Consider the following 16,732-nt stretch of genomic DNA (forward strand, 5'->3'; position numbering starts at 1 on the left):
CCAGCTGTCATCTCGGTGATGCGGCTGGCGCGGACCCTCTCAGAAACGACTAAGAGCTGACAGAGCCATAGGCCGAGCGTACACGGGGAATACGATAGATGAGGGAACTGTTCGAGGCCAGGACGATCGCCGTGGTGGGAGCGTCCCCCAAGGAAGGCAAGGTCGGCAATGTCATCGTGAAGAACCTCATCGCTTCTGGATTCTCCGGCGGACTGTACCCGGTGAACCCCAAGGCCACTGAGATACTCGGGCTGAGATGCTACCCCGACCTCGCGTCCATCCCCGGCGAGGTGGAGATGATCGTTGTGGCGGTGCCCAGCATGGTGGTGCCAACGGTCATGGAAGAGGCGGGGGGGAAGGGGGTAAAGGTCGCCGTGGTGATATCCGCCGGCTTCAAGGAGATCGGCAAGGAAGGGGCGGAGCTGGAGAGGGAGGTCGGAAGGATAGCCAGGCGCTGGGGCATCAGGGTCCTGGGGCCCAACTGCCTGGGCGTCATAAGCACCCAGAACCGCATGAACGCCACCTTCACTAACGTCTATCCCCGAGAGGGCAGCGTGGCCATAACGTCGCAGTCCGGCGCCATCAACTCGGTGGTGCTGGACTGGGCAAGGGCGACCAGCATCGGGTTCTCCAAGTTCGTCTCGGTGGGGAACAAGCTGGACATCGATGAGGCCGACCTGTTGACATATCTGAGGGACGATGAGCGTACCAGCGTCATCGGCATGTACATCGAGGGCATCGACCGGGGCAAGGAGTTCATGGCCCAGGCCAGGGAGGCCTCCATGACCAAGCCGATCATCGCCCTCAAGGCCGGCCGGACCGGCTCCGGGGCCAAGGCCGCCTCCTCGCACACCGGCGCTTTGTCCGGCAGCGACAAGGTGTACGACGCGGCCATGGCACAGTCGGGAGTGATGCGCGTAAAGACCGTGGAGGAGCTGTTCGACCTCCTGCAGGTCTTCTCCTCCATGCCCCTCCCCAAGGGCGACGGGCTGGCAATAGTCACCAACGCCGGCGGCCTGGGGGTGATGGCCGCCGACGCCGCCTCGGATGGCGGGCTCACCCTGGCATCGTTCGCCAAGGCCACCACGGACAAGCTGAGAGCGAGCCTTCCGGAAGAGGCCAACATCTACAATCCCGTGGACGTTATCGGCGATGCCGACGCCGCCAGGTTCGAGGGGGCCATCCGCACGGTGATGGACGATCCGAACGTCCACATGGTAGTGGCGATGGTCGCTCCGACGGACCTTCTGGACATCACCGCGGTGGCGAGGACCATCGCCTCCTTCGCAGGCAAGGTGGACATACCCATCGCCACCGCGTTGGTGGGCGGCCAGAACATGGCCGAGGGCGCAGCCCTGCTCCGCGCCGCCGGCGTTCCCAACTATGATTCCCCGGACCGCGCGGTATGGGCGCTGGGGGCGATGGACAGGTATCGCGAGATGCGCGGCCGTCCCGCCCCCTCTCCGGCGCCGGCGGTGGAAGGGGACCGGGACGCGGTGCGCAAGGTGCTCGAAAAGGCCAAAGCGGAGGAGCGGACCGGCCTCAGCGAGGAGGAAGGAAAGTCCATACTGACCGCGTACGGCGTCCCCGTGCCCGCGGAAGGCCATGCCGCCTCCGCCGACGAGGCTGTGCACATCGCCGGCACCATCGGGTACCCCGTGGTGCTGAAAGTATCATCCCCGGACATCGCTCACAAGACCGACGTGGGCGGCGTCGCCGTCAACCTTCGCGACGACGAGGAGGTGCGGCGCGCGTACCAGCTCATGATGTCTCGGGTGAAGGACCGCATGCCCCAGGCCCGGGTGGAGGGGGCGCTGGTGGAGAAGATGTTCCAGGGCCGGGAAGTGATCGTGGGGATGGTCCGGGACGCCCAGTTCGGCCCGGTCATAACCTTCGGCCTGGGCGGGATATTCGTGGAGATCATGAAGGACGTCAGCCAGAGGATCGCCCCGCTGACGCCGGAGGGGGTCGACGAGATGGTCCGGTCCATCAAAGCGTACCCCATCCTTACTGGGGCTAGGGGGAGGAGGCCGGCCGACCTGGCCGCCCTGAAGGACGTCATCTTCAGGGTGGCGAAGATCGCCGAGGACTTCCCCGAGATAACGGAGCTGGAGATCAACCCCGTCATGGTGGGGGATGAGGGAGAAGGGGTCGGCGCGGTGGACGCACTGGCCACCATAAGGAGGGAGAAGAGATGAAAGCCTTGTTTCTGGGTTCGGTAGTGGAGAGGTCGGGTAAGAGCATGGTGACGCTGGGGCTGGCCAAGAACTACCCCCGCAGGGTCGGCTACTTCAAGCCGTTCAAGGAAGTGGTCATGAGCGTGGAGGACCGTGTAGTGGACCAGGACGCCTATCTCATGCACGAGGCGCTGGGGCTGCCGTTCGGTCCCGAGGCGCTCTCGCCATTCACCTACGACGTGTTCGAGCCGGTGGGCATGGCCTCCATACTGGAGGAGTACCGCAAGCTCAGTGCCGGCGCCGACCTGATGCTGGTCGAGGGCACTCGTGACATCACCACTGGCTGCATGGGCAGCGTGTCCGGCATGGCTATCGCCCAAAAGGTGCAGGCGGACGTGGTGCTGGTCTCATCGGCGCAGATCTCCGCCTTGGATAAGATATGCATGCTGCGCTCCTACATGGACCAGTACCCTCTTTCATTCAAGGGGGTCGTCCTCAACCAGGTCGAGGACGCGCGGATGCCCCGCCTGCTGGAGCGCAGGGGCATCAGGGTCCTCGGCTCCATCCCGCCGCTCCGGGAGCTGAAGAGGTTCAGCGTGCGCGAGGTCGCCGACGCCGTGGGCGCGGAGGTCCTGGTGGGCGGGGCTGGCATGGACGATCCGGTGGAACGGGTGATGGTCGGAGCAATGACCCCGGAGACCGCACTGGACCAGATGCGGCGAGTCTCCAGGAAGGCCATCATCACCGGCGGGGACCGCGCCGACATACAGATGGCCGCGCTGTCCACCGATACCTCGTGCCTCGTTCTGACGGGCGGGCTGTACCCTGCCAGGTCGGTGGTGAACAGGGCGTCCGAGGCCGGGGTGCCGGTGCTCGTCACTCCGCTGAACACCCTGGAGGCATCGGAGGCAGTGGACCACCTCATCGCCCGTATCGACCCTCTCGACCCGGGGAAGATCGACCTCATCGCCAAGGTGGTGAGGGAGAACGTGGACCTCGACGCAGTATACGGAGAGGGGTGAGCGTTCCGCGCTTGAATAATACTCTAGATATACTGCCTGATGGATTCATGTCATCGCCGATTCAGGCATGGGAGTGAAATCGATGGCGGTTCCGTCAGGCGGGCCGGTCACGGTGCACCGGGGCTCGTTCCCCACCAGGCACCTCATACCCGAGGAGAGGATACTGTGGGAGGGCCGGCCCTCCCGGATCGTGTACTTCGTGCGGTCCATGCTCATGTTCATCTTCGGCCTGGCGTTCAGCGCGCTGGCGTGGGGCCTCCACCGTGGGGATCTGCACACCGACGACCCGGTCACCTTCGTGCCCCTCATCGTGATGCTGGCGTTGATGGGCCTGATGGTCCTCCTGGACCGCCGCTGGGGGATCGTGGAGACCATCGCCGGCCTGGCGGTCATAGGCGCGGTCCTGGCCTTCGATGACATAACCCGCTGGATCACACTAGTCCCGGCCGTGATCGGGCTGGCCTTCTTCCTGTTCGACTACATCGTGTGGTCTCACACCTACTTCGCCATCTCGGACCGCCGCATCATGACGCAGTATGGGATCTTCAACCTCATGTTCGTGGATACCCAGATCGACAGGATCCAGAACGTCACGGTGGTACAACCCCTCCTGGAGAGGATCTTCGGCTACGGGGACGTCATGTTCGCCACCGCTGGGAGCATGGGCGGCATCAGGAGCGACGACCCCGCTGAGGGGATGAGGAAGGGCGGGGCGTTGGTATGGGAAAACATCCCCCGGCCGTTCGAGGTGCGGAGGATCGCCGAGGACATCATAAACCGGGCGACCGCCCCGCCGGCCTATGTCGCCGCCCCAGCCTATGTACCGCCGGTCGCGGCCCCCGCATCGCCCCCCGCGCCCGCGGCTCCGATATCCAGCTTCGAGGCGGAGGAGCGCCTGACCAAGCTTAAGGAGCTGAACGAGAGGGGGCTGATATCCGACCAGGAGTACGCGCAGAAGAGGAAGGAGATCCTCGGGCAGATGTAAGGGGCCAGCATCTCCGATGCCTTTAATGAATTGTTAAGATCACAGTTTAGCTCCCTTCTGCTTTGTACCCGGCGGGGGCTCATTCCGCTCCGCATTTGAGAACATATCCAGATATCTCACATACTGCATCAAGTTCCCGCTTTCATTCATCTGGACGAATTTGAACCCGTTATTTTCGTAAAATGAGGTCAACTTGCCGTTGTCCTTGCAGTCTACCCTGACAAATCCGCCCCCGGCGATCATATGCGATCTCAGGATGTAACTCATCGCATTCTCAATGATCTCGGAACCAAAGATTTCGTGCCGATGGTCTTCATTCTTACCTAACTGACCTAGAACGTAGCATGGGACAGTCGGTTTCCTAAGCATGACATTCAATTTTCTGCGCATGTTGCTTGGCACCTCCGGTCGAATGGCCATGTAGCTTATGTCGATGGAAAAGAATGCCATGATGCCTGACCTGTCGCGCCCAATGGCATTGGTGTCCATGATCAGATATGTTCTGGCAATGGCGCGTTTCTAGTAATTTATCGCCTTGCTCCTGATGAAATCCTGAATGTCCGGCTCTTTAGTGCAAACGAAAGCCGAGAGGTCCCGGGTGATTATCGGAACGTTGCGAGGATTGCGGATCAATGCAGCTAAAGGTAGTATCTCTTTCTGAAGAATGGAAGACCACGCTCAAACTCCGCAGAGATGTCGCGTTCTTCAATTGGTTTTTGACTACCCTTATCCTTCACTATATGCAGTAGCCTTTTGGCTGCCTCGTCATCTCTTATCTCCATGCCTTCGTGAAATGATTGGGTCGCCATAGCTGCTCCCCCGTATCGTGTCTATTTGTCAAATCAGAGTTGGACGGAAAGGAGTATCCCTTTGGACCTTTTATAATTTTTATCACTTCTAGGAGCCTTCGCGCTTCTCGCCTCTGCTTGCACCCAGAGTGCTGGGAGCAAACATCGACCGGGCCGGGATGACGAGGGCATCGTTCCTGCTGAGAGGCGATGGGCCCGACAAGGAGAAGCTACTGAGGTAATGATATGCCTACAGCATCCCTCTGGCGATCTGGATGGCGCGGCACACCAGCCCCGCGCACCTGGTCTCGAACAGGTTCTCTTCCAGTATCTTCTCCATCCCCTCCGGGGTGGAGATGTCATAGCCCATTATGTCACGGCAGACGATGGAGCCGTACTCGGCCTCGAACCTCTTCTTGAACTCGTGCATCTTCGTTATGCTAAGCTCCCTGCCGCTCAAATCGTTGGGCTCGCAATTGCCGTACCTCAGTCCGAGGGCCATGATGCAGCCTGATACGGCCCCGCACATCTCCCCGGACCACGCGCCCCCGCCGAACAGGGCCGCGATCCTTTTCGCTAATGCCTGGTCGATGCCCACCTCCTCGGAAAGCTCGGAGAGGCATATCTGCGAGCACGCGAAGCCTTCGTTGAACATCCTGCACACGGTCCTTTCGTCCATTTCATCCCGCCAGTCGATCGGTCCTCGACGATTCTCCAAATTATTATTTAAATATTGGATTTGTAAGTTAAGCATAAATGCTATGGGGCGATTTGATACTTCGGACTTGAATGGTGTAGACATGGCAAGGACCACGCGCTTTGTGATATTGGGCGGCTATCTTGGAGCGGGAAAGACCACGCTGGCCACGGCATTGGCGAGAGAACTGAGCGCCGAGAAAGGACTGTCCGTGGCGGTGATAACGAACGACCAGGGCGAGCTGCTGGTCGACACCGAGTTCGTGAGGAACGCCGGGTTCGACGTCAGGAGCGTCATGGGGGGCTGCTTCTGCTCCGACCTGCCCCAGTTCATCAAGAGCGCCCGCAGCCTGGTCAGCATGGAGCGGCCCGACATCATCATCGTAGAGCCCATCGGCACTTCTACCAACATAATATCCTCCGTCATCCTCCCCATGCGCTCCATGTGCCCCGGGGAGTTCAGCATCGCCCCGCTGCTCATCGTCCTCGACGGGACCCGTGTGGACGAGCTGCTGGCAAGGCCGCAGGGCTTCGGCCTCGGCGGGGGGCGCATGATCCCCCGGAACCAGGTCAACGAGGCGGAGATGGTCCTCATATCGAAGTCTGATCTCTTGGACAGCGGGACCGTGGACCGGGTCAGGGAGCGCCTGCGCTCCGAGGTCCCCGACGCGGAGGTCGTGGCGCTGTCGTCGCGCACCGGGGCAGGCATGAGCGAGATCGTCAGGGTAATCCTGTCGGAACGCGAGAGCACCAAGGTCCGCGAGGCCGAGGACGGCCGCCTGTTCGCTACTGAGCGGGCCGACCTGGGATGGTACAACGCGAACGCCGCGTTCGACGCGAAGGAGCGGTCGGACATGTACGCGTTCATCACCGCGATAATGCGGAAAGTGTCGGAGCGGTTCGACAGCGACAGGATTGCGCACGTCAAGGTTCTGATCGAATCGGACAGCATAGCGATGAAGATGAGCCTGGTGGGCAGGTCATTGCAGACCGACGGGGTCAGGGGAGGACGCTACCTGACGGGGAGGGGCAAGGTCGTCCTCAATGCCCGGGTCCAGGGAACGCCCCAGGAGCTGAGGGAAGCGCTCTCCGCGGCCATCCGGTCCGCGGCGGACGAGGTTGGCATAACGTTAGACCAGATGTCGGAAGCGTCGTTCCAGCCAAAGCCGGAACGGCCCACCATGATCCTGAACATGCCCGCGGAAGAGGCTGTCGGCCCCGAGATCAAGAAGCTCATCGACAAGGCCAAGGAGGATTCTCTCGGCGGGGCGGACGTGGACCGGGCCACCCTCAAGAAGCTGCTGGAGATCGACCCCCGATCGAAAGAGGGGGAGTACCTCGGACAGGCCGCCCGGGACATCTCGAGGAAGTTCTTCGGGAACAAGGTGAAGATCGGCTCGTCCATAGGCATAGACATCAGCCCCTGCACCATGAACTGCAAGTTCTGCTCGCTGGGCGAGGAATGGGGGCTGGTGAAAGGGAACAACGAGCTCCCTGGCGATGTGATAGTGGGCCTGGTGCGGGAGGTCCTGTCAAAAGGCTTTTTCCAGGTAACCCTGCGGACCACGGAGTTCTACGACCTCGACAGGCTGTGCGTCCTCGGGAGGAAGATAAGGACGGAGGTGCCGGGACAGTACCTGCTCACCGCCAACACCGGGGAGCTGACGGATGAGGGCGCTCTCAAGCTGTACCGGTCGGGGTTCACCGGCGTCTACCACACTGTGCGCTTGAGGGAGGGCGTGGACACGCCCTTCGATCCCGAGGTGAGGCTAGCCTCGATGAGGGCCGTGCTGGCATCCCCGCTCATGCTGTCGGTGGGGGTGGAGCCGATAGGGTCCGAGCATACCAACGACGAGATCCTGGACCGGATCGAGCTGTTCAGGGCCATCGGGCCGGCGCAGGTGTGCGTGATGAGGCGGGAGAACGTGAAGGGGACGCCGCTGGCCGAGCACGATGAGATCGACGACTATCGGCTGGCACAGATCGTGGCGGTGACCAGGATCGCCGGGGGGAAGAGGTGGGGGATCGCCAGCCACCCGCTCACGCGGAAGGCCGTCGAATGGGGCGCCAATCACGTCACCGTGGAAACGGGGGCCAATCCCCGAGAGGACGTCCATGAGGTCGGGGTATGGAAGGTCTGCGACCATGATGCCGCAAGGCAGATCGTCCACGACGCCGGCTGCGAGGTAAGCACCGTCTCCGACCTAAGGTGCCAGAAGTGCGGCCGGGTCCTGAAGGCCGGCGACATTGCGGCGGTGTGAGGCGCGCCGTGAACGGTCCCCTCATGGTGAGCCGATGACGATACCTCACAAGGATGCCTTCCTGTCCAGGGTCCGCAACGACCGCTCCGGGCCCCTGCCAGTCTTCCTGCGGGACCTGACGCTCGGCCTGGACGTCATCAATGCCAGGACCACCGATGTCTTCACCTCGTCCTATGACCACGAGCTCGCCGCGAAAGCGGTGGCGGCGTTCCAGAGGCTGACCGGCCAGGATGCGGTAGTGGGCTGCATACATTCTGCGGCCTTCGCGGTCGAATCGTTCGGGGGCGTCATGAAGTACCCGGAGTATGGGGTGCCCAGCGTATCAAGGCCCCCGCTGGGGGACCTTGACGATCTGCCCCGTGACGTGAGCATCGATCCTGTCGGAAAGGCCGTGGGAGCGATAAGGTCGTATTCGGCGGTGCGGGCCATGCTGCCGGACGTCGCGGTGGTGGCCAACGTGGCCGCCCCGCTGACCAAAGCAGGCGTCCTGATGGGGATGACGAAGCTGGCATTATGCCTGGAGACCGACAGGTCGTTCGTGGAGGAGGTCGTCGGGCTGTCCGTCGCCCACACCAAGGCCTGCATCGAAAGGCTGCATGATGACGGGTCCATCGACTGCGTGTTCCTGGCGGGCGCATCGGACAACCCCGACCTGTTCGGACCGGGGGTGTACCGGGAGCTGTCGCTGAGATGGCTGAGAGTGCTGGTGGACCATTGCCACCGCCTGGGATATCCGATCATCTTCCACCCCCATGGCGTGTTCACCTCGGCGGGGACGGAGGAGCTGATAGGCGAGACCGTGGCCACGGGGATCGACGGGTTCCAGTTCGCCGAGGACAACGACCCGGCCAAGATTACCTCGCTCATCGGCGGGAGATGCTCCGTCCTGGGGGGCACCAATGTCGTGCCCACCCTGATCGAGGGTACCGAGGACCAGGTGCGGTCCGAAACAAAGATGTACATCGATGCCTGCAGGTCTGGGAGCCACGTGTTCATGTGCTCATGCTCTTTGCACCGCGGGACCGACCTGCACAGGGTGTGCGCAATGGTGGACGAGGCGAGGAATCGGGGAACGAACGGGAATGTGGCTTGAGGTGTTTTGAATGTCCAAGGAACTGTCCAAATTGTCGGTCGGGGACGCTGCGCCCGACTTCACGATGCCGAGCACGGTGAGGGGCCGCTACACTCTGTCCGAGGAGGCCGGGAAGGGGCCGGTATTGCTGTACTTCTACGTGATGAACTTCGGCCATACCTGCACATGGTATATTGCTGACATGATCGAAGCGAGGCCAAGGTTCCAGGACCTCGGAGTGACGATGGTGCACGTCAACCCGGCCAGCGTGGAGGAGCACAAGGAATGGGTCGAGACGACCGGTTCGCCGTTCGAGCACATCTCCGATGTCGATCAGGAGGTCAGCAAGAGATACGGCGCCATAGTGACCAACGAGAAGGCGCCGAAGGTCCTGGGGTACACCAACCGGGAGTTCTACCTGGTCGATGAGAAGATGATCATAAGGTATATATGGTGCGCGGAGATGCCGGCCGATGCGATACCGATCGCCGCGCTTCTCGATGAGCTGAAAGCGGCCCTCCGCTGACCGACGGGGCCGCGGTGGAGCGGCCGGTGGCTTTCCCCCGCCGCACCCTGGAGGCATTCTGCATGCTCTCACCCATTGTTGAATCACTCCTTGCTATTGTCCGTCGAGTTCGGTTATGCCGATCGCCGCCGCCCCCGTTCGATCGTATCGCGACTTCGGTGACATCGAAATGCAGGCGCCAAATCCGTTTAACTGCGATTACATATTTTATATTTTTAAATTTACTAATTGATTTTGTACTAAAATTTCATATACTTTTCATAAAATGCCAACCCGATGGATGCGGGCCAACTGTTCCGAGCCAGAGATAAAAAAATCTTAGCAATTGTTAATAGCAGTGAGGAAAATATTTTTCAGATAAAAGATAATAAATATAGTAGTTCTGCAAAGAAATTACTAATATTCATATCTGGAATTTTATTCGTCATTTTCATCTGGTATCTGGTTGCTGGGATATACAATGCTTTTTTCAGCGTGTCGGTCAACTTCCCTGACCCGGCAACAACCTTCGAGAGGTTGTGGAAGTTCCTTTCAACGAACTACAAGATCCTCGGGGCGAGCATCTACACGCATCTGACGGCCAGCTTGGGGAGGTGGTTCCAGGGGTTCCTGACCGCGTTCGCCATCGGGATGGTGCTCGGGACCGTGCTGGGAAGCAATGAGCGGCTGTACCAGTTCGGCATTGTTCCGGTGAACGTCCTGCAGCTGATCCCCGGCCTTGCGTGGTACCCGGTCACCATCCTCCTCTTCGGGTTCGGGGAGGATTCCGCGATATTCATCATAGCGATCACCGCCATATCGCCCATCGCTATCAACATCGCCAACGGGTTCAGGCGCGTCCCCAAGGTCAACATGCGCGTTGCCAGGATGTCCGGGAGGTCCAGGCTTGAGACGTTCACCGAGGTCCTGATCCCCTTTTCCGCGCTGGACATCCTGGCGGGGCTGCGCATCGGGATGGCCAATGGATGGAGGATGCTCATAACCGCCGAAATGATCGTGGGGGTCGCGGTCGGCCTCGGCTATGCCATCCAGACGACCACGGCATATCTTGACTACCCAGCGGCCTTTGCCAGCATCGTTCTGATCTGCGTGATCGGACTGCTGATCGACAAGGTCATCCTGGCTCCCATGGAATCGTACGTGCGCCGCAAGGTCGGTGCCGAGGGGGCATGAGCATGAGCGTTCTCGAGGCCAAACATGTTTACAAGACCTATCTGAACCAGAAAGGTGACAAGGTAAGGGTCGTTCTGAGGGACGTTTCGTTATCTATCGAGGAGAACGAGTTCGTCTGCCTCCTCGGCCCGTCCGGTTGCGGCAAGACCACGCTGCTCAATATTTTTGCCGGGTTCGAGACACCTCTCCAGGGGGACGTGCTGTATCGGGGCGAGAGGATCGACGGGCCCTCCCCGAAACGCGCCGTCATATTCCAGGAGTACAGCCTACTCCCGTGGAAGAGCGTGCTGGAGAACGTCGAGTTCTCGCTGGACCGAAATGACCTGTCCAAGAAACAAAGGGAGGAAACGGCAAGGAAATACATCGAACTGGTAGGGCTCACCGAATTCAGCGATCAAACGCCCCACTCGCTCTCCGGCGGCATGAAGCAGCGCGTGGCCATAGCGAGAACGCTCGCCATGCGGCCGGACGTCATGCTGATGGACGAGCCCTTCTCGAGCCTGGACGAGCAAACGAAAAAGCACCTCGACCAGGAGATATTGGATATCTGGGACAAGGAGAAGAGGACCGTGCTGTTCATCACCCACAGCATCGACGAAGCATTGCTGTTGGGTACGAGGATCCTTCTGATGGCGCCGTCGCCCGGAAGGATCGTGAAGGAATGGACCATCGGGTCAGGCGTCGAGCGCGACCTGTTGTCCGACGATTTCATCCATCTGAAAAGGGAGATCCTGGGCGAACTGAAGAAGCACTCCGGGGCCGCCTGAGAAGCAGGAGATTTGGAAGGGGATTCTATGAAAAAGAATACGACAAAAATGATAGCGATCGCGGCGGTCGGAATACTGCTGGTAGCCGGGATCGGAGCTGCGTACATGGTCATCAGAGGCAGCGGTGACAAAGCAGACATCACCATTGCGGTCGGCACAAAGAACTACTACGAGCCGTTTTGGATCGCCGATCACTATGGTCTTTTCAAGGATGAAGGGATCAATGTCGATCTGATGTTGGTCAGCGGAGGAGGCGCTGCTTGCACTGCGCTCCTTTCGGGACAGGTCGATACATGTCTGGTCGGGGCTTCTGATCCAACGGTTCGGCTGATGGAGGAATCGAAAGACGGCAAGATAATATCCGGGATCACAACGCCCACTTCGGTCAGCGGGATCGAGTTCGCGATAAGGGACGATGCTATTGCTGCCGGTCTCAATCTATCGCAGCCCAACACCTTCTTCGTCAACGGGGCGAACGGCGGGACGGAGGTAAAGTATCACGTCGGATTGGATACCACGACCGGCTATAGATCGAACGTCATTACGTACTTCTATCGTGCCTGGCAGAATGGAACCCTGACGGATGAGCAATACGCCGTGGCCTCCACCGTCAGGGGAACGACCGACGGGGTGCTGGTCCATATGGAGTTCGACAATCAGGTGATAGGGATCGTCAACGGAGGGGTGGACGCGATAATCGGGGGCAACACCAATGTGCTCGCGGCTAGTCATGACGGCATCTCCCTTCATGTAGCGCCTTCAGAATATACGGTTGGCATAGCATGCGTCATTCTAGCCTCCGGACAGGCGGTCGAGGAGAAGCGTGACGCGCTCGTCAAGATGCTGAGGGCGTTGGACAAGGCCTGCGCGATGATCGAGAACCCCGAGACGGTCGATGAGGTCGCGGATTATTGCGTCGAGTTCTATGGTGCTGCTACTTGGGATAAGACCTCTCAAATGAAATTTTTCGATTTGATCAATTGGGATGTAAACAGGATCGTCGGCATAGAGGACACCGTGGAGTTCAACGCGTACCTGCTTGGCTATGATGATCGGGACTATAGTGGCCGCTTCGATTGGTCATTTGTGGCAGAAGCGCACGACGAAGGGGAGCTATACATATATGATCCTGAGACCAAGCAGCTGATGGCGAGCATGCCGTAGTAACCCGCGATCACCCGGGGTTGGTCGAGAACATCTGCACCGTGCGAACTGCGCGATGCGGTACTTTTTTCATTCTTATTTTTTTGAAATGAACCGGACCAATTAGCACAGTCTATTTTTCTCTCGCCAAGGCAACAATTTGAAGTCATTATTATGATTGAATCTCAACAAGCTGTCACGGTCTTTGCAGTCAGCCCTGGCGAACCTTCCCTCACGCATTTGTGCGCATCCAATTTGCTGGCTCATATCTCTAAGGTGCTGGTGCCGTCCTCCAGCTCCTTGACCGTGATGACGCTGCTCATGAGGTCCTTGGTGTCGTCGATATGCGTTATCAGAATGATCTGGTGGAACTGCTTCTCCAGCTGGTTCAGCGAGGACATGATGTTGCGCTTGCGCACCTGGTCCTGGGAGCCGAAGATCTCGTCGAGGATGAGGAAGTTAATGTCGTTCCCGGAGCGGTCCGCCAGCAGGCGAGAGATCGCCAGGCGCAGGCACAGGTTCGCCAGGTCGCCCTCGCCCCCGGAGAAGCGGCTCAACGGGTACTTCACCCCTCCGTCGTATATCTCCATCTCATAGTCCTCGTCGAGCTCGATGCCGCCGTACTTGGAGTCGGTCATGTCGGTGAAGAGCTGCGATGATATCTCCGACAGCGTTGGTACCACGCGGTCCATTACGTTCTGCTTGAAGTCGATCATCACCTTCTCGAGAATGCCCAGCTCCTCGACCTTTCTGGTCCGCTCGGCAATGCTCTTCTCCAGGGCGTCGACCTCTTCCAGCGCTTTCCTCTTGTCAGCTACGCGGCCCTCCGCCAGCTCCAGGGAAGAGGCCTTCCTGGACACCTCATTATAGGCCGTCTCGCGGGCCGACCGAGCGTCCTCGTAGGCCTGCTGCGCCCTCTTGAGGTCCCCCTCGGCGTAGCCGATCTCGGCGAGTTCGGCCTGGGCGTCTGCCAGCTCCTTCTCCCGGAGGCCGATGTTCTTCACGCACTCCTGCGATCGGATCTCCAGGTCCGGCAGCCTTGACCCCTCGCCGCGCAGGACCTTGTACCTTGTTGAGAAGGGCTTGAGCGAGGCGATCCTTTTCTTGAGATCGCTGTACTGCCCCTCGTCGAACTCCACAGTTCCCAGCGTGGCGAGCTGCTGCTCGAACGAGATCTTGTCCGCCGCCAGGGCCGCAAGCCTGCTGTCGAACCCCTCGATCGAGGCCGACAGGCGTTCGGCCCTCTTCACCTCCTCGGCCAACTTCTTCTTCCGCTCTTCCAGGGCCTTTCGGCGGCGGGAGTCGACCTCCATCTCTTCCCTGAGCTTGATGCACTCGTGCACCATCGGCTCGGCCTGGGTGCTCTTCTCCTTGGCCTCCTTCTCCAGCTTGGACAGGAGATAGTGGTGCTGCTCACCAAGCTTCCTCTCGCAGGCGGGGCAGTGGCTTTCCGGCCCCATCTCGGCCACCTCGTCCCTCTTTCTGGCGAGCTCGCCGATCTCCTTGTGGAGCCGCTTGACCTCGGAGTCCAGCAGCGCTGAGCGGCTGGAACGCTCGGCGTTCTCCCTGGTAAGCTTCTCCAGGTTGGCGGTGACGGCATCGAGGCTTTCCTGGGAGTTCTTCAGCTTGGTCAGCTCCTCGGCGGCCTTGGCCGAATCGTTCATCACCTGCCGTGTCTCGTTGGCATTGCCGGCGAGGCTGGCGGCGATGGACATGCGCTCCTGGAACGGCCCCCTGTTCTCTTCCATCTGCCCCCGGAGCGCCTCCGCCTCCTCGTACTCCTTGTCCTTGGCCTCGAGGGCGGGAAGCTCCGCCAGCTTCGTCCTGAGGGCCCGCAGGTCCCCTTCCACGGTGGCGGCGGCGCGGCGCGCTTCGTCCAGGGCAGTGCTCTTCTCCATGCGCCTCCGGTCATGGCGGCGGTACTCCTCTTCCTTGAGGGCGGCCCAATCCTTCTGCCCCTTGGCCGCTTCAAGCCCCTTCTCCCTGGCTGCCACGACCTCATTGCCGGCGGCGAGATCGGACCGCAGCTGCGCCGCCTCAGCCTCCAGGAGCGCGATCTCCTCGGCGATGATCGCCTTCTTGGAGCGCCCGTCGGGGGCCTGGAGCTGCTGGGTGACGAAATCCAGGCTCTTCCTCTCGTCGCGCCAGTCGCTCCTGATGTCCTCCTGTACCTTCTGCAGGACATCGAGCTCGAGCATGCGCATGATGAGCTTCTTGCGGTCGGCGGGGTTGAGCACCGACAGCGCGGAGAGGTCCTTCTGCCTGGCGAATACCGAGATGAAGAAGGCCCGGTGATCCATTCCAAGTATCCTCTCTATCTCCGCGGTCACCGCCTTGTCGGTGGACGCCGCCACGCCGCCGTTGGCCAGGAGCTCGGCGTCGATCTTGAGGTCCTTGCCCCTCATGGCCCTCTTGACCTGGTACTGCACTCCTCCGACGTCGAAGATGAGCTGCACCGAGCACTCCTCGTGCGTCCCCGCCCCGGAGCGCCTGATCCCCTCCTTCCCGCTGCGGATTATCTCGCTCTTGTTGCCGTAGAGGGCCCACGATACCGCCTCGATGAGAGTGCTCTTCCCCGCCCCGTTCGGCCCCATGATGCCGATGACCCCGTCGGGGAACTCCACCTTGGCGGTCCGGAAGCGGCGGTAGTTCTGCAGCTCCAGATAGATCAGCCTGATCCTTCCAGCCCCCTTTTCAGGTATTCCAGGCCCCTGGCGCGCAGAGCGTCCTTGTCGGCCCGCTCCACCGGGTAGCGCTCCAAGAAGGAGACGAACTCCTGCTCCAGCGAGGTCAGGGTAGGTGAGCCGAACTGCACCGATACGTTCTCCCGCGTTATCTCGAACTTCGGCTCGAAGTGCGTCGCGGAGGATGCCAGTTCTCTCACCCGCCGGAAGTTCAGGGCCTCGTACGTCAGCCTCGGCAGGTTCTTCACCGACAGGCGCACGATCTTGCCCGCGAGATCCTGCGACAGCAGCTCCTCGATCTCCCCCATGAGCGACACCGCATCCATGCGGTGCGCGTCGATCGGCCCAAGGTCCAGCATCGGCCGGGTAGGGAGCTCGATGAACCTGTTCTTCTTGGCGTCAAGGTCGATCTCGATGAACCCCTTCCTGCTCTTGGCCTCGGCGAAGGAGAAGTGCTCGGTCGAGCCGGAATAGAACGCGTTCCCGGCGATCTGGTGGTGATTATGGTAGTGTCCCATGGCGATGTAGTCCATGTTCTCCTTTAGGTAGCAGGAATCCACCAGCTGCTCGTTGAACTCGTTCATGCGGAACTCTGCGAAGCCCACCACCCCGGCGTGCAGCATCGCCACGTTGAACTTGGTCTCCCCGCTCGGCTCCAGCAGCGGAAGCTGCTCCTTGAACGACTCGCCGTCGGAGTGGGGGACGGCGTGCACGGTCATATCGCCGAGCACCACCTGCTCGTACGCCCCGCGGTACACTGGGTGGATATATTCAAGGTGTTCGAACAGGCGGAACGCGCTCCCCGTCTCCCTCAGCCGGGGAGTGGAGTGGTTCCCGGCGATGATGACCACCGGGATCTTCGCCTCGTTCAGCCGCACCATCTGCTCCAGCGCGAAGCTCAATGCGCGGTTGGACGGGCGGACCGTGTCGAAGAGGTCCCCGGCGTGCAGGACCGCGTCCGGACGCATCTCCAGCATCCTGTCGACAAAGGCCTCGAAGGAGAGGTAGGCGTCCACCTCTCTCTGGTTCAGGCCGCGGTACGGGGAGTCGTCCTCGCACACCTTGCGGTACGCCGAGTATCCCAGGTGAGTGTCGGCGACATGGACGATCCTCAACCAGTGCTCCTCCTAAATCTCTGCATCTAGCGCTCCGTTTCATGAAAGCGCACGTGCTCTTTTTACCTTTCCTCCTACAGGCACTATTTGGTTTGCTTTCTCCTGCGTGCTCCCGGGCCGCGCGCCGTTCCACGTACTTGCGGCCAAGAGCCCGTGTGCACTCATGCCGGAGCGCTGAAACCGACCGAGCAATCGAAAATCATTATCATTAACCCAGCAAAGATATAGCATCATCTCGCCATGGGGCTTCGATAACATGCGAAACCTAATATACGGTATAGGGGTATGGGGTATAACAACAGACGAGGTGATCTCCTGAAGGA

Annotated in this window: 14 protein-coding genes; 9 read left to right on the forward strand and 5 right to left on the reverse strand. The window is 60.5% G+C overall.

The window, feature by feature from the left end; genetic code table 11:
* Nucleotides 1–98: 98 nt before the first annotated feature.
* The 3 genes from acs (at nucleotide 99) to WYS_RS01805 (ending at nucleotide 4,184) form a co-directional block, all read left to right on the forward strand.
* On the forward strand, nucleotides 99–2,198 hold the full coding sequence (gene acs, locus WYS_RS01795; RefSeq protein ID WP_019176444.1) for an acetate--CoA ligase alpha subunit: 2,100 nt from the start codon (nucleotides 99–101) through the stop codon (nucleotides 2,196–2,198).
* On the forward strand, nucleotides 2,195–3,199 hold the full coding sequence (locus WYS_RS01800; protein WP_019176445.1) for a DRTGG domain-containing protein: 1,005 nt from the start codon (nucleotides 2,195–2,197) through the stop codon (nucleotides 3,197–3,199). The genes acs and WYS_RS01800 overlap by 4 nt, the downstream gene beginning before the upstream one ends.
* A gap of 82 nt (nucleotides 3,200–3,281) precedes the next feature.
* Complete coding sequence (locus tag WYS_RS01805; RefSeq protein WP_162137678.1) at nucleotides 3,282–4,184, forward strand: PH domain-containing protein; 903 nt, start codon at nucleotides 3,282–3,284, stop codon at nucleotides 4,182–4,184.
* A gap of 39 nt (nucleotides 4,185–4,223) precedes the next feature.
* Here WYS_RS01805 and WYS_RS01810 read toward each other — a convergent pair whose 3' ends face one another.
* The 3 genes from WYS_RS01810 to WYS_RS15860 all read right to left on the reverse strand — a co-directional run bounded on the left by WYS_RS01810 (nucleotide 4,224) and on the right by WYS_RS15860 (nucleotide 5,651).
* Nucleotides 4,224–4,673 (reverse strand): hypothetical protein, encoded by a 450-nt coding sequence (locus tag WYS_RS01810; protein WP_019176447.1) that lies wholly within the window; start codon nucleotides 4,671–4,673, stop codon nucleotides 4,224–4,226.
* Nucleotides 4,674–4,822: 149 nt separating this feature from the next.
* The gene (locus WYS_RS15855; protein ID WP_155897724.1) at nucleotides 4,823–4,966 is read right to left on the reverse strand and encodes a hypothetical protein; all 144 of its coding nucleotides are present in this window, start codon (nucleotides 4,964–4,966) and stop codon (nucleotides 4,823–4,825) included.
* Nucleotides 4,967–5,222: 256 nt separating this feature from the next.
* A complete protein-coding gene (locus tag WYS_RS15860; RefSeq protein ID WP_019176449.1) occupies nucleotides 5,223–5,651 on the reverse strand; it encodes a C-GCAxxG-C-C family protein in 429 nt (142 codons plus the stop codon).
* 121 nt (nucleotides 5,652–5,772) lie between these two features.
* Between WYS_RS15860 and WYS_RS13970 the strand changes: the two genes are divergently transcribed.
* The 6 genes from WYS_RS13970 to WYS_RS01850 all read left to right on the forward strand — a co-directional run bounded on the left by WYS_RS13970 (nucleotide 5,773) and on the right by WYS_RS01850 (nucleotide 12,631).
* On the forward strand, nucleotides 5,773–7,929 hold the full coding sequence (locus WYS_RS13970; protein ID WP_019176450.1) for a GTP-binding protein: 2,157 nt from the start codon (nucleotides 5,773–5,775) through the stop codon (nucleotides 7,927–7,929).
* Nucleotides 7,930–7,963: 34 nt separating this feature from the next.
* Nucleotides 7,964–9,022: a uroporphyrinogen decarboxylase family protein gene (locus WYS_RS01830; protein ID WP_019176451.1), complete on the forward strand. Its 1,059-nt coding sequence runs from the start codon at nucleotides 7,964–7,966 to the stop codon at nucleotides 9,020–9,022.
* A 10-nt stretch (nucleotides 9,023–9,032) separates the two neighbouring features.
* Nucleotides 9,033–9,527 (forward strand): peroxiredoxin family protein, encoded by a 495-nt coding sequence (locus tag WYS_RS13975; RefSeq protein WP_019176452.1) that lies wholly within the window; start codon nucleotides 9,033–9,035, stop codon nucleotides 9,525–9,527.
* 474 nt (nucleotides 9,528–10,001) lie between these two features.
* Nucleotides 10,002–10,700 carry an ABC transporter permease gene (locus tag WYS_RS13980; protein ID WP_019176453.1) on the forward strand — a complete coding sequence of 233 codons (699 nt, stop codon included), beginning with the start codon at nucleotides 10,002–10,004 and terminating at the stop codon, nucleotides 10,698–10,700.
* Between the two features lie 2 nt (nucleotides 10,701–10,702).
* A complete protein-coding gene (locus tag WYS_RS01845; protein WP_162137679.1) occupies nucleotides 10,703–11,467 on the forward strand; it encodes an ABC transporter ATP-binding protein in 765 nt (254 codons plus the stop codon).
* Between the two features lie 27 nt (nucleotides 11,468–11,494).
* Nucleotides 11,495–12,631, forward strand: coding sequence for an ABC transporter substrate-binding protein (locus tag WYS_RS01850; RefSeq protein ID WP_019176455.1), 1,137 nt, complete (start codon nucleotides 11,495–11,497; stop codon nucleotides 12,629–12,631).
* 242 nt (nucleotides 12,632–12,873) lie between these two features.
* Here the strand turns inward: WYS_RS01850 and WYS_RS01855 are convergent, their stop codons facing one another.
* Together WYS_RS01855 and WYS_RS01860 are read right to left on the reverse strand one after the other, a co-directional pair.
* Nucleotides 12,874–15,312: an SMC family ATPase gene (locus WYS_RS01855; RefSeq protein ID WP_336603351.1), complete on the reverse strand. Its 2,439-nt coding sequence runs from the start codon at nucleotides 15,310–15,312 to the stop codon at nucleotides 12,874–12,876.
* Complete coding sequence (locus tag WYS_RS01860; protein ID WP_019176457.1) at nucleotides 15,279–16,409, reverse strand: metallophosphoesterase family protein; 1,131 nt, start codon at nucleotides 16,407–16,409, stop codon at nucleotides 15,279–15,281. Before WYS_RS01860 ends, WYS_RS01855 begins: the two co-directional genes overlap by 34 nt.
* Between the last annotated feature and the right edge of the window lie 323 nt (nucleotides 16,410–16,732).

The sequence above is a fragment of the Methanomassiliicoccus luminyensis B10 genome (assembly GCF_000308215.1).
GTDB lineage: Archaea > Thermoplasmatota > Thermoplasmata > Methanomassiliicoccales > Methanomassiliicoccaceae > Methanomassiliicoccus > Methanomassiliicoccus luminyensis.

What these genes read in the sequence shown, in the direction of transcription:
- WYS_RS01805 (WP_162137678.1), top strand. Translation starts at nt 3,282, where the DNA reads ATGGCGGTTCCGTCAGGCGGGCCGGTCACGGTGCACCGGGGCTCGTTC.
- WYS_RS15860 (WP_019176449.1), bottom strand. Translation starts at nt 5,651, where the DNA reads ATGGACGAAAGGACCGTGTGCAGGATGTTCAACGAAGGCTTCGCGTGC.
- WYS_RS01800 (WP_019176445.1), top strand. Translation starts at nt 2,195, where the DNA reads ATGAAAGCCTTGTTTCTGGGTTCGGTAGTGGAGAGGTCGGGTAAGAGC.
- WYS_RS13970 (WP_019176450.1), top strand. Translation starts at nt 5,773, where the DNA reads ATGGCAAGGACCACGCGCTTTGTGATATTGGGCGGCTATCTTGGAGCG.
- WYS_RS13975 (WP_019176452.1), top strand. Translation starts at nt 9,033, where the DNA reads ATGTCCAAGGAACTGTCCAAATTGTCGGTCGGGGACGCTGCGCCCGAC.
- WYS_RS01810 (WP_019176447.1), bottom strand. Translation starts at nt 4,673, where the DNA reads ATGGACACCAATGCCATTGGGCGCGACAGGTCAGGCATCATGGCATTC.
- WYS_RS01830 (WP_019176451.1), top strand. Translation starts at nt 7,964, where the DNA reads ATGACGATACCTCACAAGGATGCCTTCCTGTCCAGGGTCCGCAACGAC.
- WYS_RS01850 (WP_019176455.1), top strand. Translation starts at nt 11,495, where the DNA reads ATGAAAAAGAATACGACAAAAATGATAGCGATCGCGGCGGTCGGAATA.
- acs (WP_019176444.1), top strand. Translation starts at nt 99, where the DNA reads ATGAGGGAACTGTTCGAGGCCAGGACGATCGCCGTGGTGGGAGCGTCC.
- WYS_RS01845 (WP_162137679.1), top strand. Translation starts at nt 10,703, where the DNA reads ATGAGCGTTCTCGAGGCCAAACATGTTTACAAGACCTATCTGAACCAG.
- WYS_RS15855 (WP_155897724.1), bottom strand. Translation starts at nt 4,966, where the DNA reads ATGGAGATAAGAGATGACGAGGCAGCCAAAAGGCTACTGCATATAGTG.